The 26,059-nt window shown below is 63.9% G+C and carries 25 protein-coding genes and 1 pseudogene; 18 read left to right on the top strand and 8 right to left on the bottom strand.

Going from position 1 to position 26,059, the window contains the following annotated elements:
* Positions 1-3: 3 nt before the first annotated feature.
* Both ATB98_RS23035 and ATB98_RS23030 read left to right on the top strand, forming a co-directional pair.
* Positions 4-402, top strand: coding sequence for a DUF3085 domain-containing protein (locus tag ATB98_RS23035; RefSeq protein ID WP_066877859.1), 399 nt, complete (start codon positions 4-6; stop codon positions 400-402).
* A gap of 103 nt (positions 403-505) precedes the next feature.
* Positions 506-5,641, top strand: coding sequence for a DEAD/DEAH box helicase family protein (locus ATB98_RS23030; protein ID WP_066877858.1), 5,136 nt, complete (start codon positions 506-508; stop codon positions 5,639-5,641).
* 336 nt (positions 5,642-5,977) lie between these two features.
* On the opposite strand, the gene ATB98_RS23025 is transcribed toward ATB98_RS23030, so the two are convergent.
* Positions 5,978-6,325 carry a hypothetical protein gene (locus ATB98_RS23025; protein ID WP_066877857.1) on the bottom strand — a complete coding sequence of 116 codons (348 nt, stop codon included), beginning with the start codon at positions 6,323-6,325 and terminating at the stop codon, positions 5,978-5,980.
* Positions 6,315-6,875, bottom strand: a complete 561-nt coding sequence (locus ATB98_RS30165; protein WP_234781999.1) for a hypothetical protein — start codon at positions 6,873-6,875, stop codon at positions 6,315-6,317. Before ATB98_RS30165 ends, ATB98_RS23025 begins: the two co-directional genes overlap by 11 nt.
* 318 nt (positions 6,876-7,193) lie before the next feature.
* On the opposite strand from ATB98_RS30165, the gene ATB98_RS23015 reads away from it, so the two are divergent.
* From ATB98_RS23015 to ATB98_RS22980, 8 genes are all read left to right on the top strand, one after another.
* Positions 7,194-8,963, top strand: coding sequence for a ParB N-terminal domain-containing protein (locus ATB98_RS23015; protein ID WP_066877855.1), 1,770 nt, complete (start codon positions 7,194-7,196; stop codon positions 8,961-8,963).
* A gap of 90 nt (positions 8,964-9,053) precedes the next feature.
* Positions 9,054-9,530, top strand: a complete 477-nt coding sequence (locus ATB98_RS23010) for a hypothetical protein (RefSeq protein ID WP_066877853.1) — start codon at positions 9,054-9,056, stop codon at positions 9,528-9,530.
* Positions 9,527-10,411, top strand: coding sequence for a DUF7007 domain-containing protein (locus ATB98_RS23005; protein WP_066877852.1), 885 nt, complete (start codon positions 9,527-9,529; stop codon positions 10,409-10,411). The genes ATB98_RS23010 and ATB98_RS23005 overlap by 4 nt, the downstream gene beginning before the upstream one ends.
* On the top strand, positions 10,411-10,770 hold the full coding sequence (locus ATB98_RS23000) for a hypothetical protein (RefSeq protein WP_066877849.1): 360 nt from the start codon (positions 10,411-10,413) through the stop codon (positions 10,768-10,770). Before ATB98_RS23005 ends, ATB98_RS23000 begins: the two co-directional genes overlap by 1 nt.
* Positions 10,767-10,982 carry a hypothetical protein gene (locus tag ATB98_RS22995; RefSeq protein ID WP_066877847.1) on the top strand — a complete coding sequence of 72 codons (216 nt, stop codon included), beginning with the start codon at positions 10,767-10,769 and terminating at the stop codon, positions 10,980-10,982. Before ATB98_RS23000 ends, ATB98_RS22995 begins: the two co-directional genes overlap by 4 nt.
* Positions 10,969-11,193 carry an SANT/Myb-like DNA-binding domain-containing protein gene (locus tag ATB98_RS22990; protein WP_066877844.1) on the top strand — a complete coding sequence of 75 codons (225 nt, stop codon included), beginning with the start codon at positions 10,969-10,971 and terminating at the stop codon, positions 11,191-11,193. The genes ATB98_RS22995 and ATB98_RS22990 overlap by 14 nt, the downstream gene beginning before the upstream one ends.
* Positions 11,194-11,518: 325 nt before the next feature.
* Positions 11,519-12,103: a hypothetical protein gene (locus ATB98_RS22985; protein WP_066877842.1), complete on the top strand. Its 585-nt coding sequence runs from the start codon at positions 11,519-11,521 to the stop codon at positions 12,101-12,103.
* A 301-nt stretch (positions 12,104-12,404) separates the two neighbouring features.
* Complete coding sequence (locus tag ATB98_RS22980; RefSeq protein ID WP_066877911.1) at positions 12,405-13,331, top strand: ArdC family protein; 927 nt, start codon at positions 12,405-12,407, stop codon at positions 13,329-13,331.
* 132 nt (positions 13,332-13,463) lie between these two features.
* Here the strand turns inward: ATB98_RS22980 and ATB98_RS22975 are convergent.
* Positions 13,464-14,126, bottom strand: a pseudogene (locus ATB98_RS22975) (ZinT family metal-binding protein).
* A gap of 961 nt (positions 14,127-15,087) precedes the next feature.
* Between ATB98_RS22975 and ATB98_RS22970 the strand changes: the two are divergent.
* Together ATB98_RS22970 and ATB98_RS29590 are read left to right on the top strand one after the other, a co-directional pair.
* Positions 15,088-15,405, top strand: a complete 318-nt coding sequence (locus tag ATB98_RS22970) for a DUF736 domain-containing protein (RefSeq protein ID WP_066877840.1) — start codon at positions 15,088-15,090, stop codon at positions 15,403-15,405.
* 302 nt (positions 15,406-15,707) lie between these two features.
* Positions 15,708-15,878, top strand: a complete 171-nt coding sequence (locus ATB98_RS29590; protein ID WP_167354109.1) for a hypothetical protein — start codon at positions 15,708-15,710, stop codon at positions 15,876-15,878.
* 33 nt (positions 15,879-15,911) lie between these two features.
* Here the strand turns inward: ATB98_RS29590 and ATB98_RS22960 are convergent, their stop codons facing one another.
* Both ATB98_RS22960 and ATB98_RS22955 read right to left on the bottom strand, forming a co-directional pair.
* On the bottom strand, positions 15,912-16,208 hold the full coding sequence (locus ATB98_RS22960; RefSeq protein WP_234781997.1) for a WGR domain-containing protein: 297 nt from the start codon (positions 16,206-16,208) through the stop codon (positions 15,912-15,914).
* Between the two features lie 105 nt (positions 16,209-16,313).
* Entirely contained in the window at positions 16,314-16,592 is a 279-nt protein-coding gene (locus ATB98_RS22955; protein ID WP_066877822.1) for an HU family DNA-binding protein, read from the bottom strand.
* Positions 16,593-16,796: 204 nt separating this feature from the next.
* On the opposite strand from ATB98_RS22955, the gene ATB98_RS22950 reads away from it, so the two are divergent.
* Positions 16,797-17,030 carry a hypothetical protein gene (locus tag ATB98_RS22950; RefSeq protein ID WP_066877820.1) on the top strand — a complete coding sequence of 78 codons (234 nt, stop codon included), beginning with the start codon at positions 16,797-16,799 and terminating at the stop codon, positions 17,028-17,030.
* Here ATB98_RS22950 and traG read toward each other — a convergent pair.
* From traG to traC, 3 genes are read right to left on the bottom strand one after another with little or no spacing between them, the layout of a single operon-like run.
* Positions 17,021-18,970: a Ti-type conjugative transfer system protein TraG gene (traG, locus tag ATB98_RS22945; RefSeq protein ID WP_066877818.1), complete on the bottom strand. Its 1,950-nt coding sequence runs from the start codon at positions 18,968-18,970 to the stop codon at positions 17,021-17,023. The genes ATB98_RS22950 and traG overlap by 10 nt on opposite strands.
* A complete protein-coding gene (gene traD / locus ATB98_RS22940) occupies positions 18,957-19,172 on the bottom strand; it encodes a type IV conjugative transfer system coupling protein TraD (RefSeq protein WP_066877810.1) in 216 nt (71 codons plus the stop codon). The genes traG and traD overlap by 14 nt, the downstream gene beginning before the upstream one ends.
* Positions 19,173-19,176: 4 nt before the next feature.
* A complete protein-coding gene (gene traC / locus ATB98_RS22935; RefSeq protein WP_066877809.1) occupies positions 19,177-19,473 on the bottom strand; it encodes a conjugal transfer protein TraC in 297 nt (98 codons plus the stop codon).
* 262 nt (positions 19,474-19,735) lie between these two features.
* On the opposite strand from traC, the gene traA reads away from it, so the two are divergent.
* The 5 genes from traA to ATB98_RS22910 all read left to right on the top strand — a co-directional run bounded on the left by traA (position 19,736) and on the right by ATB98_RS22910 (position 26,058).
* Positions 19,736-23,095: a Ti-type conjugative transfer relaxase TraA gene (gene traA / locus ATB98_RS22930; RefSeq protein ID WP_066877807.1), complete on the top strand. Its 3,360-nt coding sequence runs from the start codon at positions 19,736-19,738 to the stop codon at positions 23,093-23,095.
* Positions 23,092-23,619 carry a conjugative transfer signal peptidase TraF gene (gene traF / locus ATB98_RS22925; RefSeq protein WP_066877806.1) on the top strand — a complete coding sequence of 176 codons (528 nt, stop codon included), beginning with the start codon at positions 23,092-23,094 and terminating at the stop codon, positions 23,617-23,619. Before traA ends, traF begins: the two co-directional genes overlap by 4 nt.
* 16 nt (positions 23,620-23,635) lie before the next feature.
* Entirely contained in the window at positions 23,636-24,790 is a 1,155-nt protein-coding gene (locus tag ATB98_RS22920) for a conjugal transfer protein TraB (RefSeq protein ID WP_066877804.1), read from the top strand.
* A gap of 11 nt (positions 24,791-24,801) precedes the next feature.
* Entirely contained in the window at positions 24,802-25,431 is a 630-nt protein-coding gene (locus ATB98_RS22915) for a TraH family protein (RefSeq protein ID WP_066877799.1), read from the top strand.
* A gap of 318 nt (positions 25,432-25,749) precedes the next feature.
* Positions 25,750-26,058, top strand: a complete 309-nt coding sequence (locus ATB98_RS22910; RefSeq protein WP_066877798.1) for a transcriptional repressor TraM — start codon at positions 25,750-25,752, stop codon at positions 26,056-26,058.
* The last annotated feature ends 1 nt before the right edge of the window (position 26,059 follow it).

The following is a 26,059-nucleotide window of genomic DNA, read 5'->3' as shown; positions in this document are numbered from 1 at the left end:
GGCATGTTCACCTTCTCCATCACCGAGGTCCGGGCCGTGCTCGCGCGGGGCCGCGCCGATGCGGCCAAGAATGGCGGATTTCGGGTTCCCTATCACGGGATATCGCCCGATGCCCACGCCAGAGCCGGCTTGTGGCTGGTCGGTGACGAAGGCGTGTACGTGATGTCCAACGGAAAGCTCGCCGAGGGACAACGTCCGCTCGTCGTCCATGCCGAGGAGTGCGATCCGAAGACCAATCCGCACTACTGGCACTACAAGCGGCGATATTTCGGGGGCGATGACGGGGTCGAATTCATCGATGCCGTCGAACTCGAACAGCTCATCGCGGCCGCGCCAGACGCGACGCATCTGCAGATCACGATCAACGACACGTCCCTGTCGCTTTGCCTGATCCGCCGCTGACAGCGTCGCTTGGGCATCCCCCTTCACCAACACGCGCGACCGAACCGCCCGCAGCTCCCTCCGGCGGCTGGAACGTCGCGCGCTCGCACAGGAGAAATTCGCAATGGCGCATGACGATCCCTTCACCCTCGATATGTTCGGCAGCAGCGCGCTGTCATCGGCTTCAAGTCTCGGTGTCACGGCATTCGGCGGTTTCACAGCCGAGGCCGCCCGCGAAACTGCCAATGACGACGATCCCGATCCGACCCCGCCGGCGCCTGCACGGGTGCTCGCCAAACCTCGAACGCCTGCCGTCCGCAAACAGGGCGAGCGCGCCAATTTCTATCTCGATGACGGGGACCGCGGTCTGGCCGCCAGCTGGAAGGAGCGGGCGAGGATGAATGTCGCCGCGATCCTGATCGCCAATGAGATCGAAAAGCAGGACCGGCCCGCCACGAGAGGAGAGCAAGCGAAACTTGTCCGCTTCACCGGCTTCGGCGCGTCCGAACTGGCGAACGGCATGTTCCGCCGGCCAGGCGAGGTGGTTTTCCGGGCGGGGTGGGACGATCTCGGCGCGTCGCTCGAGAGTGCGGTGTGCGGGAGTGACTATGCCAGCCTGGCCCGCTGCACCCAATATGCCCATTTCACGCCGGAATTCATCATCCGGGCGATCTGGACAGGGCTCATCCGGCTCGGCTGGCGCGGTGGCCGTGTTCTGGAGCCGGGCGTCGGGACGGGGCTGTTTCCTGCGCTGATGCCGGAGGCGTACCGTGACAACAGCCATGTCACCGGCGTCGAGCTCGATCCGGTGACCGTGCGGATCGTGCGGCTGTTGCAGCCGAAAGCCCGCATCATCGAGGGGGATTTCGCGCGCACCGATCTGGCGCCGATCTACGATCTTGCCGTCGGCAATCCGCCCTTCTCCGATCGCACGGTGCGCTCCGACCGGGCCTATCGGTCGCTGGCCTTGCGGCTGCATGATTACTTCATCGCCCGCTCGATCGATCGGCTGAAGCCTGGCGCGCTCGCGGCCTTCGTCACCAGCTCCGGCACGATGGACAAGGCCGATATCACAGCGCGGGAACATATCGCTAAGTCGGCCGACCTGATCGCAGCCGTCCGGCTGCCACAGGGCAGTTTTCGCGCCGACGCTGGCACGGATGTTGTCGTCGACATCCTGTTCTTCCGGAAGCGGAAGACCGGAGAGCCGGAGGGTGATCTTTCCTGGCTCGACATCGACGAGGTGTGCCCCGCCAGCCGCGACGAGGGCGCGATCCGCGTGAACCGCTGGTTCGCGTGTCACCCGGACTTCGTGCTCGGGACACATGCGCTGACCTCGGGACCCTTCGGCGAGACCTATACGTGCCTGCCGCGCGACGGCGAGGATCTCGCCTCTGCACTGTCCGCGGCCATCACGCTTCTTCCGGAGGCGATTTATGACGGCGAGCCCACGATCATCGATTTTGATGATGTGGACAACGACCATGAGGTCGTCGACCTGTCCTCCGGCCGCCATGTTCGCGAGGGGAGCTTCGTGCTCGACAAAACTCGTGGCCTCAGGCAGATCATCGATGGCGAAGCCGTTGCCGTGACGGTGCGTAAGGGTCGCAGCAGCGACGGCATCCCGGAAAAGCATGCACGCATCATCGCCAAGCTGATTCCGATCCGCGACGCCGTTCGTGAGGTGCTGAAGGCACAGCAGCTCGATCGCCCATGGAAGGAGAGCCAGGTCAGGCTTCGCATCGCGTGGTCCAGTTTCGTCCGCGAGTTTGGCCCGATCAATCACACCCTTGTGTCGATCTTGGAAGATCCCGAAACCGGCGAGACGCGCGAAACCCATCGCCGCCCGAACCTGCAGCCCTTCCTCGACGATCCCGATTGCTGGCTGGTCGCCTCGATCGAGGACTACGATCTCGAAACCGATACCGCAAAGCCCGGCCCGATCTTTTCAGAGCGGGTGATCTCACCGCCGGCAGCACCCGTCATCGCAAGCGCTACCGATGCGCTCGCCGTCGTCCTGAACGAACGCGGCCATGTCGATCTCGACCATATCGCCGAACTGCTGCATCGTGACCCGGACGATGTCGTCGCCGAGCTCGGCAGCGCCATCCTCCGCGATCCGGAAACCGGCGCCTGGCAGACGGCCGACGCCTATCTCTCCGGCCATGTGCGCGACAAGCTGAAGATCGCTGAGGCAGCCGCAGCACTCGATCCAGCCTACGAGCGCAATGTCGCGGCGCTTACTGCCGTGCAGCCCGCCGACCTCCGTCCCTCCGACATCACCGCCCGACTCGGGGCGCCCTGGATCCCCGCTGACGACATTGTTGCCTTCGTGTCCGAGACCATGGGCGCCGAAATCCGCATTCATCACATGCCGGAGCTGGCGTCCTGGACGGTCAAGGCCCGGCAGCTCGGCTACCTCGCCGCCGGAACGTCGGAGTGGGGCACGGATCGTCGTCATGCCGGCGAGCTCATCGCCGATGCGCTGAACTCCCGCATTCCGCAAATCTTCGACGCGATCCGAGACGCCGACGGCAGCGAGCGCCGTATCCTCAACGTCATCGACACCGAGGCGGCGAAGGAGAAGCTCTCGAAGATCAAGACCGCCTTCCAGACCTGGATCTGGTCCGATCCCGACCGCACCGACCGGCTGGCGCGGGTCTATAATGACCGCTTCAACAACATCGCCCCACGAGCCTTCGACGGCACCCACCTGAAACTTCCCGGCGCCTCGGCGGCCTTCTCGCTCTATCCGCATCAGAAGCGCGGCATCTGGCGGATCATCGCGTCGGGCTCGACCTATCTCGCGCATGCCGTCGGCGCCGGCAAGACGATGACGATGGCAGCCGCCATCATGGAGCAACGCCGGCTCGGCCTGATCGCCAAGGCGATGCTGGTCGTCCCCGGTCATTGCCTGGCGCAGGCCGCGCGCGAATTCCTCGCGCTCTATCCGAACGCCCGCATCCTCGTCGCCGACGAAACCAACTTCACCAAAGACAAGCGCCACCGCTTCCTGGCGCGCGCGGCGACCGCCAGCTGGGACGCGATCATCATCACCCATTCGGCCTTCCGCTTCATCGGCATACCCTCGACCTTCGAGCAACAGATGATCCATGACGAGCTGGAACTCTACGAAACGCTGCTCACCAAGGTCGAAAGCGACGACCGGGTGTCGCGCAAGCGCCTCGAGCGGCTGAAGGAGGGGCTCAAGGAGCGGCTCGAGGCGCTCTCCACCCGCAAGGACGATCTCTTGACCATTGCCGAGATCGGCATCGACCAGATCATCGTCGACGAGGCGCAGGAGTTCCGTAAACTGTCGTTTGCCACCAACATGTCGACCTTGAAGGGTGTCGATCCCAATGGCTCGCAGCGTGCCTGGGATCTCTATGTGAAGTCCCGCTTCATCGAGACGAAGAACCCAGGCCGGGCACTTGTGCTGGCATCGGGCACGCCGATCACAAACACGCTCGGCGAAATGTTCACCGTGCAGCGGCTGATGGATCATTCAGCCCTGATGGAACGGGGCCTGCACGAATTCGACGCCTGGGCGTCGACCTTCGGAGACACGACCACCGAGCTCGAGCTGCAGCCCTCCGGCAAATACAAGCCGGTCAGCCGCTTTGCCAGTTTCGTCAACGTCCCCGAACTGATCGCGATGTTCCGCTCGTTTGCCGATGTCGTCATGCCCGAGGACCTGCGCCAACATGTGAAGGTGCCTGATGTTTCGACCGGCAAACGGCAGATCATCACGTCGAAGCCGACCGAGGCGTTCAGGCGCTATCAGAGCCTACTCGATGCCCGTATCAAGGCGATCGAGGCGCGCGACCGGCCGCCGGAGCCGGGCGACGACATCCTGCTTTCGGTCATCACCGACGGCCGGCATGCGGCGATCGATCTGCGCCTGGTCAATTCTGACAACGACAATGAGCCGGACAACAAGCTCAATAGTCTGGTGGCAAACGCCTTCCGTATCTGGAGCGAGACGGCAAAAAACAGCTATGTGCGCGCAGACGGCAAAGTTTATGACCTGCCAGGCGCAGCCCAGATGATCTTTTCCGATCTCGGCACCATCTCGGTCGAGAAGAGCCGCGGGTTTTCCGCCTATCGCTGGATCAGGGACGAGCTCGTTCGCCTGGGCGTGCCCGCATCGGAAATCGCCTTCATGCAGGACTACAAGAAGAGCGAGGCGAAGCAGCGGCTGTTCGGCGATGTCAGGGCCGGCAAGATCCGCTTCTTGATTGGTAGTTCCGAGACGATGGGCACCGGCGTCAATGCGCAACTGAGGCTGAAGGCGCTGCATCACCTCGACGTGCCCTGGCTGCCGTCGCAGATCGAACAGCGCGAGGGCCGCATTATCAGGCAGGGCAATCAGCACGATGAGGTCGACATCTTCGCCTATGCCACCGAGGGGTCGCTCGACGCGACGATGTGGCAGAACAACGAGCGCAAGGCCCGCTTCATTGCGGCAGCGCTGTCCGGCGACACTTCGATCCGGCGTCTGGAAGATTTGGGCGAAGGCCAGGCAAACCAGTTCGCCATGGCCAAAGCGATCGCGTCGGGCGACCAGCGGCTGATGCAGAAGGCGGGGCTTGAAGCGGACATTGCCCGACTTGAGCGGCTCCGCGCCGCCCATATCGACGATCAGCACGCGGTGCGCCGTCAGATCCGCGATGCCGAGCGCGACATTGAGCACGCAACCCGCCGCATCGGCGAAATCGGCGAGGACCTCAAGCGGCGGATGCCGACATCAGGCGACACCTTCAAGATGACCGTCGGTGCTCAGGTTTTCGACGATCGCAAGCAGGCCGGCCGGGCGCTGATGAAAGAAATCCTCACCCTGGTCCAGCTACAGCACGAAGCCGAGACCGTCATCGCCTCGATCGGCGGCTTTGCTCTCGCCTATGAGGGCCAGCACTTCGGCAAGGACGGCTACCGCTACACGACGATGCTCCGCCGCACCAGCGGTTTCCAGGAGATCGATCTGGCGGTGACCGTGACGCCGCTTGGCGCCGTCTCCCGCCTCGAACACGCACTCGCCGGGTTCGACGAAGAGCGCGAGCGCTATCGTCAGCGGCTTGGCGATGCCGAGCGGCGGCTCGCCTCCTACCGGTCACGCGACGGCGGCAAGTCAGAGGGCCTTGGCGGCGAATTCCCGTTCGAGGGTGAGCTGGCGGAAAAGCGCAGGGCTCTCATGGAAATCGATGAGGCCCTTGCTTCCGACAGCGGCGATCAGACTGGTTCGATTGAGCGGGCAGCGTGACGAAGGCCACTGTCTGGCTCTGTCTTTAGATGCAGTGCAGCATGCACATAGCTGCATTGCACATTTAGCGATTTGTCTTTGGTTAAAAAGCAGGCATTCTGCACACAGCTGATGCACATGGCGGCTTCTCCTCCCAGTGCCGCCGCACCAGCTGTTCCCCTCTGGAGGTTTAGATTACCTTCACACCTTATAGGGCCGCGGTCGCCGCTGGCCCTCTTTTTTTGTTCCCCCAACCAGTCTCGATGAACACCGGGCGCCGGCGCCCTGTGCCAAGCCCGACCAGCCGATGAAGACGGCAAGCCGCGGGCCGGGTCCGGACAGGGAGGACTGTTTCCGTCAGTGCACCGAGGCCTTGGACCTGGGCAAGAGCCTGACGGTTTTGTCGAGGATCTTGCGAAGCGTGCGCCAGTCGGGGAGGTTGCGTTCGTTCACCCGCTCCTGGATTGCCGTCAGGATCCAGCCGACGCAGGCGACGTCGTTTTCGGCGCGATAGTAGTCGGAGCGTTCGAAGCAGGCGACGATCCGCGGCCGCGCGTCGCCGTCGTCCTTCGCAATGCGGGCGACCAGGTCCTGGGCCTGCCGGTAAGCCAGCCCGATGCGCCGCAGGTCATCAGGGCCGCTTTGCAGGATCATGCCGCAGGTCCAGGCAAGCGTCTTCGATAGTTGCTCGCTTTCATTTTGCATCTCGGATCGGATCCCCCATGATGAGCCCGAGCGTCTGCATGAAGGCCGGGGAGATTTCGAATTGCCGCGCCGTGCCGCGCCCCATCGAATTCTTCCCCATTTTCTCGACGAGAAGACCGCGCTCAACGAGCGGCCCGATCGTCTCGGCCACCGCACTTCGGGTGAGACCGGTGATTTCGGTCAGACGGGTGATCGTGATCAGCGGATCGTCGCTCTTCAGACAGCCGATCACTGTCATCAAGCCTATTTGCTTGAGGTGGGCTGACGGCGTCTCCCCGTCGAGAGGATTGGCCAGAATCTGATTCATGGACATGGTCAGAAATGCCTGCTCAAAGCCCATTATCCGCGATGAATTCGGATCGGGCTCATGGCTCCTGGCCTGCCGCCCTTTGTGATCGTCTTGCTCGGACAATCTCGCTTCCTCCGTCTCAGGGCCACCGCCGCCGCCGCACAACTCATGCGCAGGGCGGATCAGCGTGGTTTCAATCAACCGACGCTTGTTTGCCATCGGCGGGATGAAACCTTCAACCCCGCCCGCGAAATTCTGCACGCGTCCCCGTTGCTCGCGGGAAAGCCTTTGGCCGCTTCAGGCGCGGCGAATGCGCAAAACAGGAAGGAAAGGAGAAAAGAAAAACCAGTCGCAGAACGGTCAGTCCGCCGACGCTGACGCTCAACCACCCGCTGCGCATCCCGGCCACTCGTCCGCGCAGGGCAAGTGCCCCGCTTGTACTTCGCGGCAGGGATGCTCGCACGCAGTTGCGTCGGCCCGTCCGCTCTCGCGGTCCGGAGGGTGTCTTCGAAGGAATGAAGACAGGTAAGGAGCGGCAGCCGGCCGTCTCCCGCACCCCCGGACAGAAGGAGCATCCCGATGCATATCCTGAAACTCGATCCCCGCGCACTGAAGGACAATCCCGACGGCGCCCGCCGGTCGAAATCGTCCCCGCAGGCCGACGCGCTGCTGCTGGCGACAATCAAATCCGTCGGCATTATCCAACCACCGGTCGTCTCGCCGGAGAGCGATGGCGGCAACGGCTTCGTCATCCAGGCCGGCCATCGGCGCGTGCGCCAGGCGATCACCGCAGGCCTTGAGGAAATCGAGGTCCTCGTCACCGACGCCGCCAACGACAATGGCGCCATGCGCTCGATGATCGCCAATGTCGCGTTCGAACCTTTGAACCCCGTCGACCAATGGCGCGGCATCGAGCGGCTGGTGGCACTCGACTGGACCGAGGAGGCGGTCGCGGTCGCACTTGCGCTGCCCGTTCGCCAGATCAGGAAGCTTAGACTGCTGGCCAATGTTCTGCCCGCCATGCTCGACCAGATGGCCAGGGGCGACATGCCGGCGGAGCAGCAGTTGCGCACGATTGCCGCCGCCGCGCTCGACGAGCAGAAAGAGGTCTGGAAGGCGCACAAGCCGAAGAAGGGCGAGACGGCATCGTGGTGGCAGATCGCCAATGGCCTTTCGAAGACCCGCATGTATGCGCGCGATGCCAGCTTCGGCGACGACCTGCGGCAGGCCTATGGCATCGAATGGGCGGAGGATCTCTTTGGTCCGGCCGATCAGGACAATCGCTACACCACCAATGTCGAAGCCTTCCTCGGCGCGCAACAGGAATGGATGACGAACAACCTGCCGAAGAAGGGCGCGATCGTCGAGGTCAACAACTGGGGCCAGCCCGATCTGCCGAAGAAAGCCGAACGCGTTTATGGCAAGCCTGGCAAGGGCGATCACACCGGCATGTATCTCGATCGTGAGGGAAAGGTGCAGACCGTGCACTACCGCATGCCGGATCCGAAGCCCGCGGCCGGAAAGACCGGCGCTGCCGCTGAAGGCTCGACGGAGGCCGAAGACGATGTGGGCTCGAAGTCACGGCCGGAGGTGACTCAGAAGGGCCATGACATGATCGGCGACTTCCGCACCGATGCGCTGCATGAGGCGCTGGCACGCGCGCCGATCGAGGACGACATGCTGATGGCGCTCCTGATCATCGCCTTTGCGGGCCAAAATGTCCGGGTTGACTCCGGCGCCAATGACCAAGTGTTCGGGCCGATGCGGTTCAAACGACATGCGGCGCGGCTTCTCACCGAGGACGGGCGGTTCTCGTTCGACATGGAGACGGTAAGGATTGCCGCCCGTTCGATGCTGGTCGATGTACTGTCCTGCCGGCGCGGCATGTCGAACAGCGGCGTCGTCTCGCGCGTTGCCGGCGAGGCGATCGGCGCCGACGGGTACCTCCCAAACATGGGCTCCGAAGACTTCCTCGCCTGCCTGTCGCGCCAGGCACTCGAGGCGGCGGCGCGGGAGGTCAACATCCAGCCGCGGCCGCGGGTGCGCGAGACGCGCTCGGCGCTTGTCGAGCATTTCAAGACCGATGCTTGCTTCGTTCATCCGGCGGCATTGTTCGCGCCCGACCCGCTTGATATCGCCGATCTGATGCGGCATGCCGATGACGCCGTCGATGCTCGAGACGACGACACCGGCGGTGACGCCACGATCGGTGATGTCGACGTCGAAGACACGCCTGTATCCGACGAACCCGGCGCTTCGGAGCAGCATTCCGGCGAGGACGACATCCCGGAAGACGCCTCCGACGAGCTCGCTGAAGAGCATTCCGCCTACGGCATCGCGGCGGAATAACCGCCCCTTTCTCCTTCCGATTGATCACCGCCGCCGGCACGTCCGGCGGCGCTTTCGTTTTCGCGCACCGCAGAACCAACGGAGGTCCGCATGTCTGCGTCACTCATCTTCGATCTCGCCCCGATCGGCTCGCTCGTCTCCTGGTCGGACAACACGCCCCGCCCGCCGGACCGTTTTCGCAACAAGCTCGCCGCCTGGGAGACCCGCAACAGCCAGGGTCGCCTCATCCGCAAGGAAGGACCGCGCAAGCTCGGCAGCTATACCGCGCCCGGTTCCTTCACCCTTCATGAGGGCGACATCGTCGGCAGAACCACCATCCTCGTCACCATCCGCCGGACTTTCGGGCTTGATTCCGATCTTAGCTTCAAGGTCATCGCCCGTCCTCCCGTCGGCTCCATTCGCATCTTTGACCGCCCCGGCGAAACACGCGAGCTCCTCCATCTCGCCGAAAACCGGCAGGCCGCCGAGGCTTGGCTCAAGGCTCATCGTTACCCGAGCGCGGTGCTCGACGAGGTCGGCGCCGACGAAGCGGCCGCCGACCCCGTCGAAGGGAGGACTGCGCCATGACCAGGCCCATCTCGCAATCCTGCGAAACCTCCACCGCTGACGTTTGTGGGGTGGAATTCGGCCGAGCCGCCGATGGCATGCCTGTCGCGCGCGTCGGCGATCTCGTCTTCGCCATGCTGCCGTCTCGTGACGGGAAGCATTTGCTTGCCAGCGCCTGGCGCGTGTCGCGGCCGCTCGCCGAGCTCAAGCGCGACGATTTCTATTCCTACCATGGCTCGATCGAGGATGAAGCGGCGTTCCGCGCGCGCGTGACCGAGCAGGCCGAACATTCCCTCGATCTTCAGGCGCTGGCGCGCGAGACCGTGCGCATCAACTGCAATACACCATGGGGACCATCGCAGGGCGCCACCCTCTATGCAGAGGGGGTCGTCTCGCACACCACGGCGGGCCATGGCGGCTTCAAGCTCTCCGCCGAGCGTAATGCCGCGGTCCATCCGCTGCTCCGCGCAGACGATGGCTTCTATGAAGAAGACGCCGCATGGGCGATCGTCACGCACACCTTTCCGGACCTCTTCACGCGTTACGATCGTAGGATCGCAGACCAGACAGTCCGTGACAGCTGGCCGGACGCCTGGGAAACGATTTTCGGCCGCGCGCTTACATCAGGCGAATCCCGCGAGAAGGACGCCCGCGCCTTTGCGTGGGCCCATGCCGGCGACTGGGTGGTGATCGCGGCGATCCGGTCCGAGCATTACGATGACATGACCGAGGTGATCGCGACGGTCGGCGGCAAGCGCGGCGACAGCGCAATGGAGCGGCGCTTTCTGGTGCCGAGCGCCGACTATGCCGCCGGCCGCTTCGGCTTTGTCATCGATGAAGGCAAACACGCCGCCTATCACGGTCCTTCGAGCTTCGTCGGTTGGCGCGGGAGGACAGCGTGATGTCGACTTCCGCGAACCATGGCTTACAGCTCCTGCGCATGGAGGCGGCGCGGCGGCAGACCCAGCATCAGCTCGATCTGATCGACCGGCAGATCACGCGTAAAATGACCGCGCTCATTCCGTTGATCGGCCGGCGCCAGCCCGGCTATCGCCGTGGTGAGCCGCCACAACCAGGCGCTTTCCTTGAACGTTATCGGGCGAACCTCGCTGCGCTTACAGCCGAGCGCCAGCCCGAGATCGATGCGCTCGCCCGAAAACTCGCCCGGCAGGACGCCGCGATCGCCGCTCTCCTGGCGCGGCAGGGGCCGTCCCTGGAACAGGCGCGCGTCGCAGCCGCAGCAGGAGGGGAACGCCCATGAGCACGATCGGTGACCTCGAAGAGAGAGCCGGTATCGGCAGCTCACCTCAGGAACGGGTGGCCTTCTGGATCCGGTTTCATCATCTCGACGGAACCGAATGCCTGAAGGCCGGCGTGGCGGAGCTCAACAGGCTGATCACCGAACGCGAGGGGTTGCCGGCGACGGCAAGCTACGGCTTCGCGGCCCAAACCGGCAAAATTGCCGCCGCTTGACCCCGAGGAGGAGCAGGCGCTGCAGGCCTATGCGGCAAAGCACGGCCGGCGCTGGAAGACCATCCTCAATCGCGTCTGGATGGGCGAGCCGCCGCGTGACGATGCCGGGACGCTGCGTCGCCTGCGCAATTCTCACGGTCCTTCCTGGCTGCAATCCTATCGCCTGCCCAGGGCCGCATCGCCGGACAAGGGCGGGGATGGCGAGACGTAGCGTTCTTTAACGGCCATTTCCCTTCAACAGCCTGAATGACCGGAGCCGAGCCGGTCTGCCCTTCGGTTGTGCTGCGGTCTGAACCGGCGACCGTTCGCTTCAAGGCCGCTGTCGCGCCGCGGGGCGGCCGGAACCCGCCGTCCGTCGCAGAGCCGACCCGCGGGGCTTCGCCAAGGGCTTTTGCCCTGCTTGCCCGCAGATCGGCTCCGCTTGTCCTGGCCGGCCCGGACCCTGAAGCGTCCGTCTTCCGCCGGTTCGGATCGACCGCACCGAAGGGCAAGCCGGCACAGGCCGGAACCGCTTCGGACGTTGAAAGGAAGAGATCATGGCCAAGCCCGCAACTCCTCGCCAATCCGCCCGTGTCGTCCAGCTGCGCAAAGGCGCCACCCTCGAAATGGTTCGGCTCACATGCCCCGACAGCGCCCAGGCGCTGAAGATCGCCGAGAGTTTTGGGACCGCGATCGTCGACAGCGACGGCATCCGCGACCTCCATGAGCGTCTGATCTCCGAAACGGCGGATGCTCTCGCCGAAGGTCTTGGCGAACGGGCCATGCAGATCCACCTGCAGCGGATCGTCGGCGCCTTCGTCGGCTCGGCTCATGGTGCCGGCCAGTTCTACAGCAAGGCTGTCACCGAGGCGCGCGATGCCACCGCCAAGGCGGCCAACGATGCCCGCGACGAGGACCTCGACGGTCCCGTCGGTTACGATAGCGCCGCCCATCGCAAGCGCGAATTCGCCGCCGACATGGGCGTGCAGGCGCACGCGCTCCGCATGGCAGCCGAGGGTGCCGTTGCCGCCTACAAGCAGATCGTCGGCGAAACCTGGAAGCCCTTCGACCGTCCGGTCGACAATCCCGGTCACTCGCTCGACCGCAAGGCGGCCGAGGCGCAGCTGTCGGCTTTCGATTGACCCAGCCCAGCGGGGCTTCGGCCTCGCCAGTCTCTCAGAACGACCGAGGTCGCCTTCCCGGAGGCGGCCTTTTTCCATGTCAGCGCGCCCGCGAAAAACAAGGAAAAGAAGGAGAAGGGAGACGGCGCCCACCGAGCCCGTCGCGGATGTCGGTCCTGCCGGGGCCGAAAGCGAGCCGCAACGGCGTTGCCGTCCTCCACTGACGTTCCGGCCTTCGGTGCACTCGCTTGCCTGTCGCCCCGGCTCCGGACTCCGCGTGACGGGCCGCGATGGTCGCGGTCTCCAACAGGAGGTTATGAACATGAAGAACAGGCAAAGCGGATCTCGGGCCGACATCTATGCACGGATCACCGAACGGATCGTCGCCGATCTCGAGAAGGGTGTCCGCCCATGGGTGCAGCCGTGGAGCGCCGGCAACGCGTCCGAGCGGATCACCCGGCCGCTGCGCCACAATGGCGAGCCGTATACGGGGGTCAATGTGCTGCTTCTCTGGTCGGAGGGCATCGCGCGCGGCTTCTCGTCGTCGACCTGGATGACGCTTCGGCAGGCAAATGAGCTCGGCGCGCATGTGCGCAAGGGCGAAAGCGGCGCCACTGTCGTCTATGCAAGCCGCTTCACGAAGACCGAGAAGGATGCGAGCGGCGACGACGTCGAGCGCGACATTCCCTTCCTCAAGACCTACGTGGTCTTCAATCGTGACCAGGTCGAGGGCCTGCCGGAGCAGTTTTACCGCCGTCCCGAGCCGGCCGTCGAGCCGGTCGAGCGCATCGCGCATGCCGATAGATTTTTCGCCAATACCGGCGCGGTGATCCGACACGGTGGCTCTAAGGCCTATTATTCTCCCGCCGGAGATTTCATCCAGGTGCCGGGCATCGAAAGTTTTCGCGACGCGGCCTCTTATGTCGCTGTAATCTCACACGAATGTGTCCATTGGGCTGGCGCGCCGCACCGACTGAACAGGGATCTCAGCCGCTATCACAAGGATCTGACCGACCGCGCGCGCGAGGAACTTTGTGCAGACATTGGCGCCAGTTTCATTTGCGCCGACCTCGGAATCGTGCCCGAGTTGGAGCCGCGGCCGGATCACGCGAGCTACGTGGCGTCGTGGCTGAAGCTGCTCGACGGAGACCGCCGGGCGATCTTCCAGGCGGCCGCGCATGCGCAGCGCGCCGTCGCCTATCTCCACGATCTCCAGCCGCAGGCTGAGACCGGGCGGGAGGCCGCCTGATGACCTCCACGCTGCGAACAGGGGAGAGAGCGAGCCCTCCCCTGGCGCGGTCGATCTGCGCATCGGGGTGAACGCTATTCTTGTCGGCGCTGCGCAATCATCCCAGGCACACCTCGGAGTGCGTTCACTCGATCAATGCGCCAGCATCTCTTCGACAATCTCGGATCCGGTCAGCTTCGCAGGATAGTAGGTCGGCCAGTTCGTGACCTCTTTCAAGAGCGCGGCCCGGTCGTTGCCCCAATAAAGGTGGTAGTGGTCCGCCTTTTCCGGGGCGATGATGTGGTCGCTGAACTGGATGAAGCGCGGCGCAGCTTCGTCGCCGGCGGTCTTCCTGAAGATGAAGCGGACGCCGCGATTACCCTTCTTGTAGGTGAGGATTTCGTGGCCATCGGCCTCGTAGTCACCGCTCACCGCCTCCCTGCCGCGGAGGAATGTGACCTTCTTTCCCTCAACGAGGATGCGGTCGACGTCAGTCTGGTACCCGGCCTCATACTAGGCGCGATAGTCTTGAGCGCTCTTGTCGCCATGCTTCGCCTTGTCGGCCATGACCGGATCCAGCGTTCCGTCGACAAGATACGGATAGACCGATTGCCAGTCACCTTCCCAATCCGACAGAAGGCGTGATTTCACCTGCTCGTCCTCAAAATATCCGTCATGCACCGAGCCCTTCTCATCATGGGAATGGCTATGGGCGTGATTGTTCGCGGACGACGTCTGGGCGCCTGCCGTTCCCGCGAATACCAGCGCTGAGGATACGGCCAGTACGTAGCCGAGCGATTTGATTGCCTTGTTCATTTCCTGAAACCCTTCCGGTTAGGCCGCGCGGTTCGCGCGCAGCAAGATATGTAATAACATTACTTCAGCTAACCTGCTTTGAGCCCCGACGCAAGAGCTTACGCATCGGATTGCTGGGACATCCGAACCGTCGTTATCGGTACGCCCTGCATTGCTGCATATGTTTTGATCGAGGCCACCACCACGGCATTCTCCGTGTTCTGCACGGGGTGCGGCAGAACCCGGCACAGGCTGCTCGAACGCTGACGGGGAAGGCAATGTCTAGGTGCCTTTCCTCCCAGCCAACCACATTTCTTAGGGTGAGCGCGGAAATCTCCCCACCCCCGTGCAGAGGCCCGGCGTTGGGGCGTAGGCCTCGCGGCGGATGCTCGGTGAACGGCAATCTCCCTCCTTCTCGCTCGGCCACTGTCGGGAATGGCAGCAAGTTGAGCGGACCACGACCTGGCAAAAGCACCCCGCATGGTCGAATGGCCGTCTCTCACGCTGGAAACGCCCGGCCGTCAACTGAGGTGATGTAAGCGGGGGCAGCGCTGACATCGATGGCGAAGGGCAGGAAACACTTGCCCCGACCAGACCGGGAGGCGATGCCGCCGCCGTTGTTGCGTGCAAGCGGCGGCGAAGTTCTCGTCTGACGGCGGCCATACCAGGTTCGACCCGATTGCGTTTCGGCGCACCCACGCAGACCTCGATGGATCTGGTGTGACCGAAGGACGACTTCGTCTCGAGCGTCTGATCGCAACGGCCGGCCTGGCTATTTTCCGCCGGCGGGCACGCCCGCCTTTGCATCGCGAGGCAAAATAGCCGCGTCCGGCCGCCCTCCACTTTGTTCCGGCCCAACGAGCCACCCCATTGCGCGAGCGCAACGGGGACCCCGGGGGTGCGTTGCCGCTCGCCTCCGGTCCTTACACCGCCATCGAGGCCGCGATAGGCGCGGCCCGAGCAACCGGAAAGGAACCAAATCATGGCAGTCATCGGCGAATTCGCAACCAACGGCAACAACTCGATTGTCGGCAACGTCCGCACTCTCACGGTCAGCATGCGCGCCCGCCTGAACCCGATCGAACGCGTCTCGCGCGACGCCCCGGACTTCCGCATCACCGCCGCCAATGGTGTCGAGGTCGGCGCAGGCTGGAAGACGGTCTCCAGCGACGGCGAGGAATACATCTCGGTCAAGCTCGACGATCCGAGCTTCAACGCCCCGATCACCGCGGCACTGTGGCCGAGCGAGAAGGAGGGAGAATACGCCCTCATCTGGAACCGCCCGAAGCGCGAAGCCTGATTTCCGCGCCGATGAGCCCCGCCGCCGAGGCGGGGCTTTTCCTTCGCGCAGGAGAAAGCCGGTAGAGGCATCGAGCCTTCTTCCGGCTTTTCGGGTGCCATCCGGAGACGTGGGGGTCTGCTCAGACCGTCCGAGGATGCCATGGCTGCCCGGCCGCGTCGAGGACGAGTGGTCAACCCCCAAAATGCTTTCGCATTTCGGCTCCCCCACTCGCCGGCTCCGCCGGTCGCGTGCCGCGCTCCCCGACCCTCCGCGCCGCCATGACCGGGATCGTCGTCTTTCACAAACATCAGGAGATGACGATGACAATTTCCCTCGAACTGCAAGTGGAACAGCTTCGGGCCGAACTCAAAAATGCCGTTGAGTTGAAGGAGCGCCGCGAGATCGAAACCGAGCTTGAGCTGGTGCGGGCAGAGCTTCTCGTTGCCATCGCCGAGCAGGAGGGTGAGTTCGACGCCGCGCCGCCGTTCTGAGGGCGGCACTCACCGCGCCGGGGTGTCTCTCGCCTACCGGGCGCTTCTCATTGGGCTCGGTCGGTATCCCCGTGCTCGCTTCTGGCGCATGATGTCGAGAAAGAGATCGACCGCCTCTTCTTCCCGCGCGAACAGATGCATCTTGCTCTGTCCCCTCTTGCCGATCCGCCCCCAGCTTCGTGTCAGACAGGCTTCGCCGAACAACGTCCCGGAAATCTCCAGCACATAGTACCGCGCCATGTTCTTCGCGGCGTCGGTGCGTTCGACATAGAGACGGTAAGGCTGAGCGATCATACCGACAGAATCGGAGATTTCAGCCTTCGCGTCCAACGAGACTTATGAATCGGTCTGCCCTGATCGATTCAGGATCGTGATGAATGCGAGATTGCCGACAAACTTTTGGGGCGACACGCCTCCGGCGCACACAGGCGTGCCCTACTTGTTCATTGCGTCCTTGAGCGCCTTGGCCGGCTGGAAGGTGAGCTTCTTCACGGCCGCCACCTTGATCGTCGCACCCGTCGCAGGATTGCGCGCGTCACGCTCCGGCGTTTCCTTGATCTTGAATTTGCCGAACGCCGGGATACTTGTCTCGGCGCCGGACGTCGCCGCAGAAGTAATGGCGGCAAAGACTGCCTCGACGATCGTCTTGCTCTGCGTCTTCGTCAGCCCATGATCGGCGGCGATCTTGTCTGCGATTTCATTCGTGGTGGTCATCGTGGTTCCCCTCTTTGGTTTTCCCTATCCATTCCACCGGTCCGTGCCGTTGTCACGACGACCGCGGCGAAGAACTTGGGTGTTCGGAGCCATTTCCACAGATTGCTGAAGGTTTTGCTCCGCCCGGTCGTCCAGCCGCTCATGCACTGGCCTTCGTGTCGACAAAGCTGGTAAAGGCGCGGCACGGACAATTGAGGGATCAATATGGAAGACACGATTCAGATTGGAAACCGTGGTGACTTCGGCCTCTGGGCGATCGAAGTCGCCAAGCAGATCGTCGGTGAGCAAGGTTTCGAGCTCGCCAAGGCGGCGCGCGACGGCACGGAGGACGATGTCCGCGTCGCGGGGAACGCGCTCGGCCAGGCGATCACCAATGCATTGCTCGAAGTCTATGACGGGCTGCTTGCTGATGTTCCGGAAGAACAGCATCAGGGCTGAGCCTCTTTGCTCGCCTCAGCTGTCTTGGCGACGCTTTGGAAGGCGTTCGGCTTGACGCAGGTCCTCATATCCTCTCGCCGGAACCAGATGGCGCGCCCGCACCGGAGCGGCGGATTGCCTGGTGTGAAGACGATCTGCTCGTCGGCCCGCATGCGCATGACCTCGTGTGGCAGGATGAGACGCCGGCTGACGAGCTGCTTGGAGCGCGTCCGAGATGAGCCGGAGGATTGGGTCGAGCGGCTCAGCTGATTGACCTCCACCGTCGTTTCGCCGCAACGCCTCGAAACATATTCCGCCGTATCAGGATCGTTGATGGCGCTGAAGCTGATCCAGGAGGCGGACTCGAACCATTTCGAGGCGGCGTCGCGGCCGCCATAGGTCTCGCGCATCTGGCCGAGCGACTGGAAGATCAGCGTCAGCGTGATGCCGTATTTGCGCCCGGCGTCGCGCGCGGTCTCCAAAATGCGCATATAGCCGAGCCGCGCCACCTCATCGAGAAGGAACAGCGCACGGCCCTTCATCTCGCCCTTGCGATTGTAGACCGCGTTCAGGAACGAGCCGATCACGACGCGGGCAAGGCCAGGATGCGCTTCCAGCACCTTCAGATCGAGGGCGATGAAGAGGTCGTTGTCACCACCAGCGAGATCGTCAGTGGCAAACGTGTCGCCCGAGACGAGCGCCGCATAGTTCGGATAGGAGAGCCAATGGGTCTCCTTGACCGCATTGGCATAGACGCCGGAAAAGGTCTCCGGCGTCATGGCGATGAAGGGCGAGACATTCTCCTTGACGAAATCCGAATTCGACTGGCTGTGAATGCGGGTCAGGCGCTCGCGCAGCTTCGGCTCCGGCTCGGCGAGATTGGCGCGCACCTGCCGCAGTGTCTGATCCTTTTCGTCGGTGTGGCCCGAGAGGCAGACATCGGCAATCAGAGCGACGAGCAGCTGCATGGCCGAGGCCCGGAAGAAGTCGTCGCGCGCGGCCGCCATACGCGGGTTGTCGGTCATCACCCAGGTGGCGACGGCGACGATATCCTCTTCCCGGCTCGCTCCGAACCGCCCGATCCAGTCGAGCGCATTGAAGCCCGTATCCGGATTTGCCGGATCGAGGATGATGACCTTTCGTCCCGCCTTGCGGCGGTGGTCGATCACCATCGGCGCCACCTCGCTCGACGGATCGAGAACGACAAGGCCTCCGCCCCATTTGAGCGCGGTCGGGACCGTCACCGAGGTCGTCTTGAAGCCGCCGGAGCCGGCAAAGACGACGCCATGCGTTGAGCCGAATGAGGCATCGAAGCAGAGCAGGGGAGAGCGCCCGCCGGCGCCCCACGTGTCGGGCTCATCGGACCCGAACGCGATGCCGGCGACACTGTCGTGGTCGACGCGATAGCGCTCGCCGATGACGATGCCGCCGTTCTCGGGAAAGAGTTTTGCCGCGCCCTTCATCGCCATCCAGTCGCTCTCGCCGTGGATGGCGCGCTTGCCGGTGATGCGACGGGGGACAGGTCTGGCAAATGCCGCGTTGCCCTTTATAGCGACGCGGAGCGCGAAGATGCCGGCGAAAAGCGCGGCAGAGCCGCCGAGCACGGTCGAAGGGTCGGCATAGGCCAGGACCGATTTGCCCTGGGGCACCTGGTCTGCAAGCGCGTGGAGACGCGATGCCTCACGCGCGATGGCTGTCAAGCAGACGAGCATGGCGCCGGCGATCACGCTCATGCCGGCTGCCTTGATGTTCACCGCGCCGGCGGCGGCGAACAAGGCGATGACGCCGATCACGGCCGCAGCGGCATAGGGCAGGGCAAAACCGACCCGCCCGAGCATCAGCTTCGCCGCAGCGGTCTTGCCGAACGCTGCCAGCGATTGTTCGATGCCCGTCATTGAGACCATGGCCGCGACCATGATCGCCGCCGGCATGAGCGCAAGCAGGAGCCTATTTACTGTCACGGCCGAACGCCTCCGTGCCGATTGCCGTCAGCCGCGATCGCTCCGCCTCGTCGCCTTTGAGCCGGCCCGCCGCCTCGATCAGCAGGCCGAGCAGCAGCGCGCGTTTTTCGTAGCGCAGCCCTGCCTTGACGATCAGGCCACCGAGCTCGATTTTTTCGCGGGTGTCCTTCTTGCGGGCATCGTTCGACATAGTCCTCGCCATCCGCTCAAGCCTCGCCAATGCCGCCCTCAGCCGCGCCAGGCGCGAGCGCCGAGGACGTCTCGCTGCCGGTCCTGGCGTCGGTCGTGCTCTTCCTTCCGGTCGCCTGTCCTTTGCCTCCGCGAAAGCGCGTGGCAAGTTCCTCAAAGGCGCCCTGAAGCTTGGATTCCTCGATCTCGATTTCGCCGAGACCAGCCTTGAGCGCGATCCGGCCGATGCGTTCGGCCTCGCGTGTCTCGGCCTGCTTCAACTGCTCCTGCAGCCGGGCGATCTCTTCCCTGATCCTCGATGACGGCTTCTTCATTTTAGGTCGCATCTCCTGTTGGTCCTGGGCGCTTCGCTCACGGTGCCAAGACTCCTCCGGATGCCTGTTCAGGGAAAGGTGCAAATCTGCACGTCGGCAAGGCCGACACTTTGGGCCATCATCCCGCCGCTCGACGAGAGCGGATCCAAGGGCGCAATTATACGTCGCTGATGCGACGTGTTGCTCTAGCGCCCTGCCAAAAGGCCAGGGTTGGGCCGCCGCTCCCGACGAACATCGTTCAACGATCTGGAGCTTTGTCGCCGTGGCCATCCCCCATTTCTCCGTCAGCATCGTCAGCCGCGGCGACGGCCGCAGCGCCGTGCTGTCGGCGGCCTACCGGCACTGCGCCCGCATGGACTATGAGCGCGAGGCCCGCACCATCGACTACACCCGGAAAGAAGGCCTGCTGCATGAGGAGTTTCGCATTCCCGAAGGTGCGCCGGACTGGGCGCGGAAACTGATCGCCGACCGCTCGATTGCCGGCGCGTCTGAAGCCTTCTGGAACAAGGTCGAGGCCTTCGAGAAACGCGCCGACGCGCAGCTCGCCAAGGACCTGACCATCGCCCTGCCGCTGGAACTGACGGCCGAGCAGAACATCGCGCTGGTGCGCGATTTCGTGGAAAAACACGTGCTGGCAAAAGGCATGGTCGCCGACTGGGTCTATCACGACAATGGCAGTTCGAGTGGCGCCGATGCCTTTGGTTCTCCTCACGATGAGAACCGGATTGGCGCGCGCAATCCGCACATCCACCTGATGACCACCTTGCGCCCGCTGACGGAGGAGGGGTTTGGCGCGAAGAAGGTTGCGGTTCTCGGGGAAGACGGTCGGCCGCTCAAGACCAAGATGGGCAGGATGATCTACGAGCCCTGGGCAGGGGGCACGGCGGAGTTCAATGTGCTTCGCGACGGCTGGTTCGAGCGCCAGAACCATCACTTGGCCCTGAACGGCGTCTCGCTCAGGGTTGATGGCCGCTCCTACGAAAAGCAGGGCATCGAACTCGTGCCGACCATCCATCTCGGCGTCGGCGCCAAGGCGATCGAGCGCAAGGCGAAGATCCAGCGAACGCGGCCGGAGCTCGAACGGCTGGAGCTCAACGAGATCAGGCGCGCGGAAAATGCCCGTCGCATTCTCCGCCGCCCGGAAATCGTGCTCGATCTCGTCACCCGCGAGAAGAGCGTCTTCGACGAGCGCGACGTCGCCAAGGTCCTGCATCGCTATGTCGACGATCCCGGTCTGTTTCGGCAGCTGCTGGCGCGCATCATCCAGAGCCCTGACACGCTGCGCCTGCAGCGCGACACGATTGCATTTTCGAACGGGGAGAACGTGCCGGCGCGCTATACGACGCGCGCGTTGATCCGGCTCGAAGCGGAGATGGCCAGCAGCGCGGTCTGGCTCTCGGGGCGATCATCGCATGGTGTCCGGAAGGAAATGCTGGAGGCGACTTTCGCGCGCCATCGACACCTGTCGGAGGAGCAGAAGACGGCGATCGAGCATGTCGCCGGTCCGGCGCGGATTGCCGCGGTCGTCGGTCGGGCGGGCGCCGGCAAGACCACGATGATGAAGGCGGCGCGCGAAGCCTGGGAGACGGCCGGATATCGCGTCGTCGGCGGTGCACTCGCCGGCAAGGCGGCCGAGGGATTGGAGAAGGAAGCCGGTATCCAAAGCCGGACGCTCGCCTCCTGGGAGCTGCGCTGGAAAGGTGGCCGTGACGTGCTGGATGCGAAGACCGTCTTCGTCATGGACGAGGCGGGCATGGTGGCCTCGAGGCAGATGGCCGGCTTCGTCGTAGCCATCGCCAGGGCGGGCGCGAAACTCGTGCTTGTCGGCGATCCCGAGCAGCTGCAGCCGATCGAGGCGGGCGCCGCCTTCCGCGCCATTGCCGACCGGATCGGTTACGCCGAACTCGAGACCATCTATCGCCAGCGCGAGCACTGGATGCGTAAAGCCTCGCTCGATCTCGCGCGCGGGAATGTCGGGCAGGCTCTGGCCGCCTATCGGACCGAGGGCAGGGTGCTCGGATCGGAACTCAAGGCCGAGGCGATCGACAACCTGATCGCCGACTGGGACCGTAACTACGATCGATCCAGGACCACGCTCATCCTCGCGCATCTGCGCCGCGACGTGCGCATGCTGAACGACATGGCGCGGGCGAAACTGGTCGGGCGCGGCATCGTCGGGGAGGGGGAAAGCTTCCGGACGGCTGAAGGCATGCGCAACTTCGCCGCTGGCGACCAGATCGTCTTCCTGAAGAACGAAGGCTCGCTCGGCGTCAAGAACGGCATGCTGGGCAAGGTCGTGGAAGCGGCTCAGAACCGTATCGTCGCCGAGATCGGCGAAGGGGAACATCGCCGGCAGGTCGCGGTCGAAAGCCGGTTCTACAACAATCTCGACCATGGCTATGCAACGACGATCCACAAGTCGCAAGGCGCGACCGTCGACCGGGTGAAGGTGCTGGCCTCACTCTCGCTCGATCGCCACCTGACCTATGTCGCGCTGACCCGCCATCGCGAGGATCTGCAGCTCTATTACGGCCGCCAATCCTTCGCCTTCAATGGAGGTCTTGAGCAGGTCCTCTCACGGCGAAACGCCAAGGAAACGACGCTCGACTATGCGCATGGCCTGCTCTACCGCGATGCGCTGCGTTTCGCCGAAAGCCGCGGGCTGCACATCGTCCAGGTCGCCCGGACGCTGATGCGCGATCGGCTCGACTGGACGCTGCGCCAGAGCTCCAAGCTGGCCGATCTTGCGGCGCGCCTGCGCGCCGTCGGAGAGCGTCTCGGCCTGCGGCAATCACCCCTAACGCAAACAAGCAAGGAGACCCGGCCGATGGTCGCCGGCATTACGCAGTTTACCACCACGCCCGACGAAAGAGTCGCTCAGAAGCTCGACGCCGATCCGGCCCTGAAAAAACAATGGGAAGAGGTGTCAGCACGCTTCCGCTATGTTTTTGCCGATCCGGAAGCCGCTTTCCGCGCAATGAACTTTGATGCGGTCATCGCCGACAAGGACATGGCGCGCCGGGCCCTTGAGAAGCTTGCGCTTGAGTCGGCATCGATTGGGGCGCTGAAGGGCAAGAGGGGCGTCCTTGCGAGTAGAACCGAGAAAGAGGCGCGGCGCATCGCCGAGGTCAATCTCCCGGCGCTGAAGCGCGACCTCGAGCGCTATCTCGCCATGCGTGAGTCAGCCGTTCAGCGGCTCGAGGCGAATGAGAAGGCGCTGCGCCACCGTGTGTCGATCGACATTCCGGCACTGTCGCCCGCCGCACTGACGGTGCTTGAGCGTGTGCGCGATGCAATCGACCGTAACGACCTGCCGACAGCACTTGGATTCGCGATCAGCAATCGCGAGACCAAGCTCGAGATTGATCGCTTCAACCAGGCTGTCACGGAGCGGTTCGGTGAGCGCAGCCTGCTCACCAATGCCGCGCGCGAGCCCTCGGGCAAGCTGTTCGACAAGCTCGCAGAGGGAATGAAGCCTGAGGAAAAAGAGCGGCTGAAGGAGGCCTGGCCGGTGATGCGCACCGCCCAGCAACTCGCCGCTCATGAACGGACGGTGATGTCGCTGAAGCAGACGGAAGACCTGGCGCTCTCGCAGCGCCAGACGCCGGTGCTGAAGCAATGACGAAGCGTGGCGTCCGTCTTCTCGGCGTCGCTGGTATCGTGCTGAGTGGTATGACCTTGGCGGGGTTCATCGGCGGCTACCGGCTGAACTTCACCCCGAGCGAGCCGCTCGGCCTGTGGCGGATCGTGAAGGCTGAGCGGCCGCTTCAAATCGGCGATCTTGTCTTCATCTGCCCACCGGATACAGAGCCGTTCAGACAGGCTCGAGACCGAGGTTATCTACGCCGCGGACTTTGTCCTGGCGGTTTCGCGCCGCTGATCAAGACGGTCGCGGCGCTTCCCGGCGATCATGTCGATGTCGGCGCTGACGTCGTCATCGACGGTCGGCCTCTCCCGGACTCCAAGCTTCGCGCTTTCGACGGGGAGGGCAGGGCCATGGCTGCCTTTTCCGGCAACGTGGTGCCGCCAGGGCATCTCTTTCTCCACTCCAGTTTTGCGAGCTCCTATGACTCCCGATATTTCGGCCCGATCCCCGTCAAGGGGCTTCTTGGTTGCGCCCGGCCGGTCTTCACCTTTGATCCGTGACCGTGTCCGAGCGCTCTTGCTGATCCTTGCCGCCATCACCTGCGGCTGGACCGCCTGGAGCGGCTATCCGCTGGCTTTGCCGGTTGCGATGACCTTTCCGCTTCTCTGGGCACGCGCGCCCTCACGACTCACCGCGGCCGCTCTATCCGCAGGCTATTTTCTCGCGACGTCGCGCGGCCTGCCGCAAGGGGTGGCGAACTTCTACACCGCCGATCTCTGGCCGGGGCTGCTGCTGTGGCTGGCTGCCTCGCTTTGCTTCGTCTTGGCGCATGCGGCGCTCTGGTCAGGGCAACCGGAAAAGGGGCGGGAGCAGTGGAAAGGTCCAGCACGCTACCTGCTGGTCCTGGTTCTGATGGGGTTGCCGCCGTTCGGGATCGTCGGTTGGGCGCATCCGCTGACGGCCGCCGGCATCCTGTTTCCCGGCTGGGGATGGTGGGGGGTGATTGTCGCGACCGCCGGCCTCCTCGCTATGACGACGAGGCTGTGGCCGGCTGCACTCACGATCCTGACAGGTTTCTGGCTCTGGTCCGCCGCAACGTGGACAGAACCGAGCCTAGCCGGGGGGTGGAAGGGCGTCGATCTGAAACTGGGCGAAACCCTTGGACGCGACACCTCATTTGACCGCCACCGAGTCCTGATTGCCACAGTTCGGAGCCACGCTCGCGACGGAACGCGCTTTGTCGTCCTTCCCGAAAGCGCTCTCGGCTTCTGGACGCCGACGGTGGCGCGGCTCTGGCAGGAGGGCTTGCGCGGCTCCGGCATGATCGTCATCGCCGGCGCGGTCGTCATCGACACGCAAGGCTACGACAATGTCCTGGTCGCGGTCTCGGAAGACGGCGCGCGGATTTTTTATCGCGAACGCATGCCGGTGCCCGTGTCGATGTGGCAGCCATGGCTGCGATGGACCGGCGAGGGCGGCGGCGCGCATGCTGACTTCTTCGTCAATCCGGTGGTCGGCCTCGACGGCATGAGGATCGCTCCGCTGATCTGCTACGAGCAGCTCATCCTCTGGCCGGTCCTGCAGTCGATGCTGCATCGCCCCGAGATCATCGTCGCCGCCGGCAATGGCTGGTGGACCAAGGGTACGTCGATCGTTGCCATCCAGAAGGCGAGCGTCATCGCCTGGGCAAGGCTCTTTGGTGTGCCCGTCGTCACGGCCTTCAACACATAACGGAGACAGCAATGGTCGACGCCGCCCTCATACAGAAATGCAGCGATCCCAGCCTCAAGCCCGCCATCGTCGAGGCCTTCGTCGAGCGGGCCGGGTCCGAGGATCCGCTCGCTATCACCGTCCGCTCCGGAAACCGCGTCGTGCTCGTTCCGAAGCCGACGACACCGGAGGCGGCGATGGAGCTCATCCGCCAGCATATCGGCCGCAACACCGTGCGGGTCGGAATCGCCCAATATCCGGCCGGTCTCGGCATCATGCAGGCGGGCGAACTCAAACCCGACCTCGTCGACGCCTGCAAGAATCTCCGCATGGGCACGGCGCTCTTCGCCAAGGTCCACCGCATCGTCATGAAGTGGTATGGCATTCCCTCGGGCAAGGATGTGCCGCCCGAGGTGCTCGACGACGCGATCCTCGCCTGGCAGACGGGGTTTTTCGAGGGAGAGGCGGTGTTCCGGACGCCGGATCCGGGGAGGGTCGAAGGGGCTGAACCCGGCGCTAGCGAGGATGTGAAAGCGGGTGATGGAATGTCGGACGGGCCCGGTGATGAAGCAGAACGCGAACCGGCAGACGATCCCCCATTGCAGGGTGATCCCAACAAGGCCGGCATCCGCATCGATCTTTCCGGCATCGAGGCAAAATGATCGTGGAACCGATGCAGATTTGCACGGTGCGGATGGCAATTATCCGCCTGTTTGCACTGGCGAAAATTGATCCCGCCCTCTATAAGGGCGGGTAGGACAGTACGCGCTGTCCCGGGGTGTGGAAACCTCTATCTGGCGGTTGATGCCGGCCGTTCCGGCATCAGAATCCTCTGGCCTTCGGCCGGGGGCCTGTGACGTATGTCCAGGTGCTCCGGTGCTAAAGGTCGCAGGACTGTCCAGGTACAGTTTCCAACCCCCGGCTGGGATCAGGGATTAACGTCTGCGGGGGCGCACCGCGGACAAGCCGGGAGAGTGGAAATGGGATCGGAAACAGCCGCGTTGCAATCGAAACCTGAAATTCGCGCCCTGTTCGGGCTCACTCAGGGACTTCCAACGCCCCAGTTGGAACTTCTGACCGTAGAAGCCATTCGAACCCACCGGATCCTGGCCGACAAGGCCGATCAACTCTTCCAGGCATTGCCGGAGGGGGACAAGATTCCGGAAATGGTCGGCAGCGCGCAGCATCTCGACTACATCAGAGCCTGCATGGAGATGCACGCCCAGTTATATGCGACGAACACGCTGATCAACATCCTCGGATATATCCCGAAGGTGCCGGCGAACTGAA

The sequence above is a fragment of the Sinorhizobium saheli genome, assembly GCF_001651875.1.
Lineage (GTDB): Bacteria > Pseudomonadota > Alphaproteobacteria > Rhizobiales > Rhizobiaceae > Sinorhizobium > Sinorhizobium saheli.
This window is presented reverse-complemented; position numbering and strand designations above follow the sequence as displayed.

What these genes read in the sequence shown, in the direction of transcription:
- ATB98_RS23025 (WP_066877857.1), bottom strand. Translation starts at nt 6,325, where the DNA reads ATGCAAAATGAAAGCGAGCAACTATCGAAGACGCTTGCCTGGACCTGC.
- traF (WP_066877806.1), top strand. Translation starts at nt 23,092, where the DNA reads ATGACGAAGCGTGGCGTCCGTCTTCTCGGCGTCGCTGGTATCGTGCTG.
- ATB98_RS23015 (WP_066877855.1), top strand. Translation starts at nt 7,194, where the DNA reads ATGCATATCCTGAAACTCGATCCCCGCGCACTGAAGGACAATCCCGAC.
- ATB98_RS23035 (WP_066877859.1), top strand. Translation starts at nt 4, where the DNA reads ATGTTCACCTTCTCCATCACCGAGGTCCGGGCCGTGCTCGCGCGGGGC.
- ATB98_RS22955 (WP_066877822.1), bottom strand. Translation starts at nt 16,592, where the DNA reads ATGACCACCACGAATGAAATCGCAGACAAGATCGCCGCCGATCATGGG.
- ATB98_RS23005 (WP_066877852.1), top strand. Translation starts at nt 9,527, where the DNA reads ATGACCAGGCCCATCTCGCAATCCTGCGAAACCTCCACCGCTGACGTT.
- ATB98_RS23000 (WP_066877849.1), top strand. Translation starts at nt 10,411, where the DNA reads ATGTCGACTTCCGCGAACCATGGCTTACAGCTCCTGCGCATGGAGGCG.
- ATB98_RS29590 (WP_167354109.1), top strand. Translation starts at nt 15,708, where the DNA reads ATGACAATTTCCCTCGAACTGCAAGTGGAACAGCTTCGGGCCGAACTC.
- ATB98_RS22950 (WP_066877820.1), top strand. Translation starts at nt 16,797, where the DNA reads ATGGAAGACACGATTCAGATTGGAAACCGTGGTGACTTCGGCCTCTGG.
- ATB98_RS22970 (WP_066877840.1), top strand. Translation starts at nt 15,088, where the DNA reads ATGGCAGTCATCGGCGAATTCGCAACCAACGGCAACAACTCGATTGTC.
- traD (WP_066877810.1), bottom strand. Translation starts at nt 19,172, where the DNA reads ATGGCGAGGACTATGTCGAACGATGCCCGCAAGAAGGACACCCGCGAA.
- ATB98_RS23030 (WP_066877858.1), top strand. Translation starts at nt 506, where the DNA reads ATGGCGCATGACGATCCCTTCACCCTCGATATGTTCGGCAGCAGCGCG.
- ATB98_RS22915 (WP_066877799.1), top strand. Translation starts at nt 24,802, where the DNA reads ATGGTCGACGCCGCCCTCATACAGAAATGCAGCGATCCCAGCCTCAAG.
- ATB98_RS22910 (WP_066877798.1), top strand. Translation starts at nt 25,750, where the DNA reads ATGGGATCGGAAACAGCCGCGTTGCAATCGAAACCTGAAATTCGCGCC.
- ATB98_RS22995 (WP_066877847.1), top strand. Translation starts at nt 10,767, where the DNA reads ATGAGCACGATCGGTGACCTCGAAGAGAGAGCCGGTATCGGCAGCTCA.
- traC (WP_066877809.1), bottom strand. Translation starts at nt 19,473, where the DNA reads ATGAAGAAGCCGTCATCGAGGATCAGGGAAGAGATCGCCCGGCTGCAG.
- ATB98_RS22980 (WP_066877911.1), top strand. Translation starts at nt 12,405, where the DNA reads ATGAAGAACAGGCAAAGCGGATCTCGGGCCGACATCTATGCACGGATC.
- ATB98_RS23010 (WP_066877853.1), top strand. Translation starts at nt 9,054, where the DNA reads ATGTCTGCGTCACTCATCTTCGATCTCGCCCCGATCGGCTCGCTCGTC.
- ATB98_RS22985 (WP_066877842.1), top strand. Translation starts at nt 11,519, where the DNA reads ATGGCCAAGCCCGCAACTCCTCGCCAATCCGCCCGTGTCGTCCAGCTG.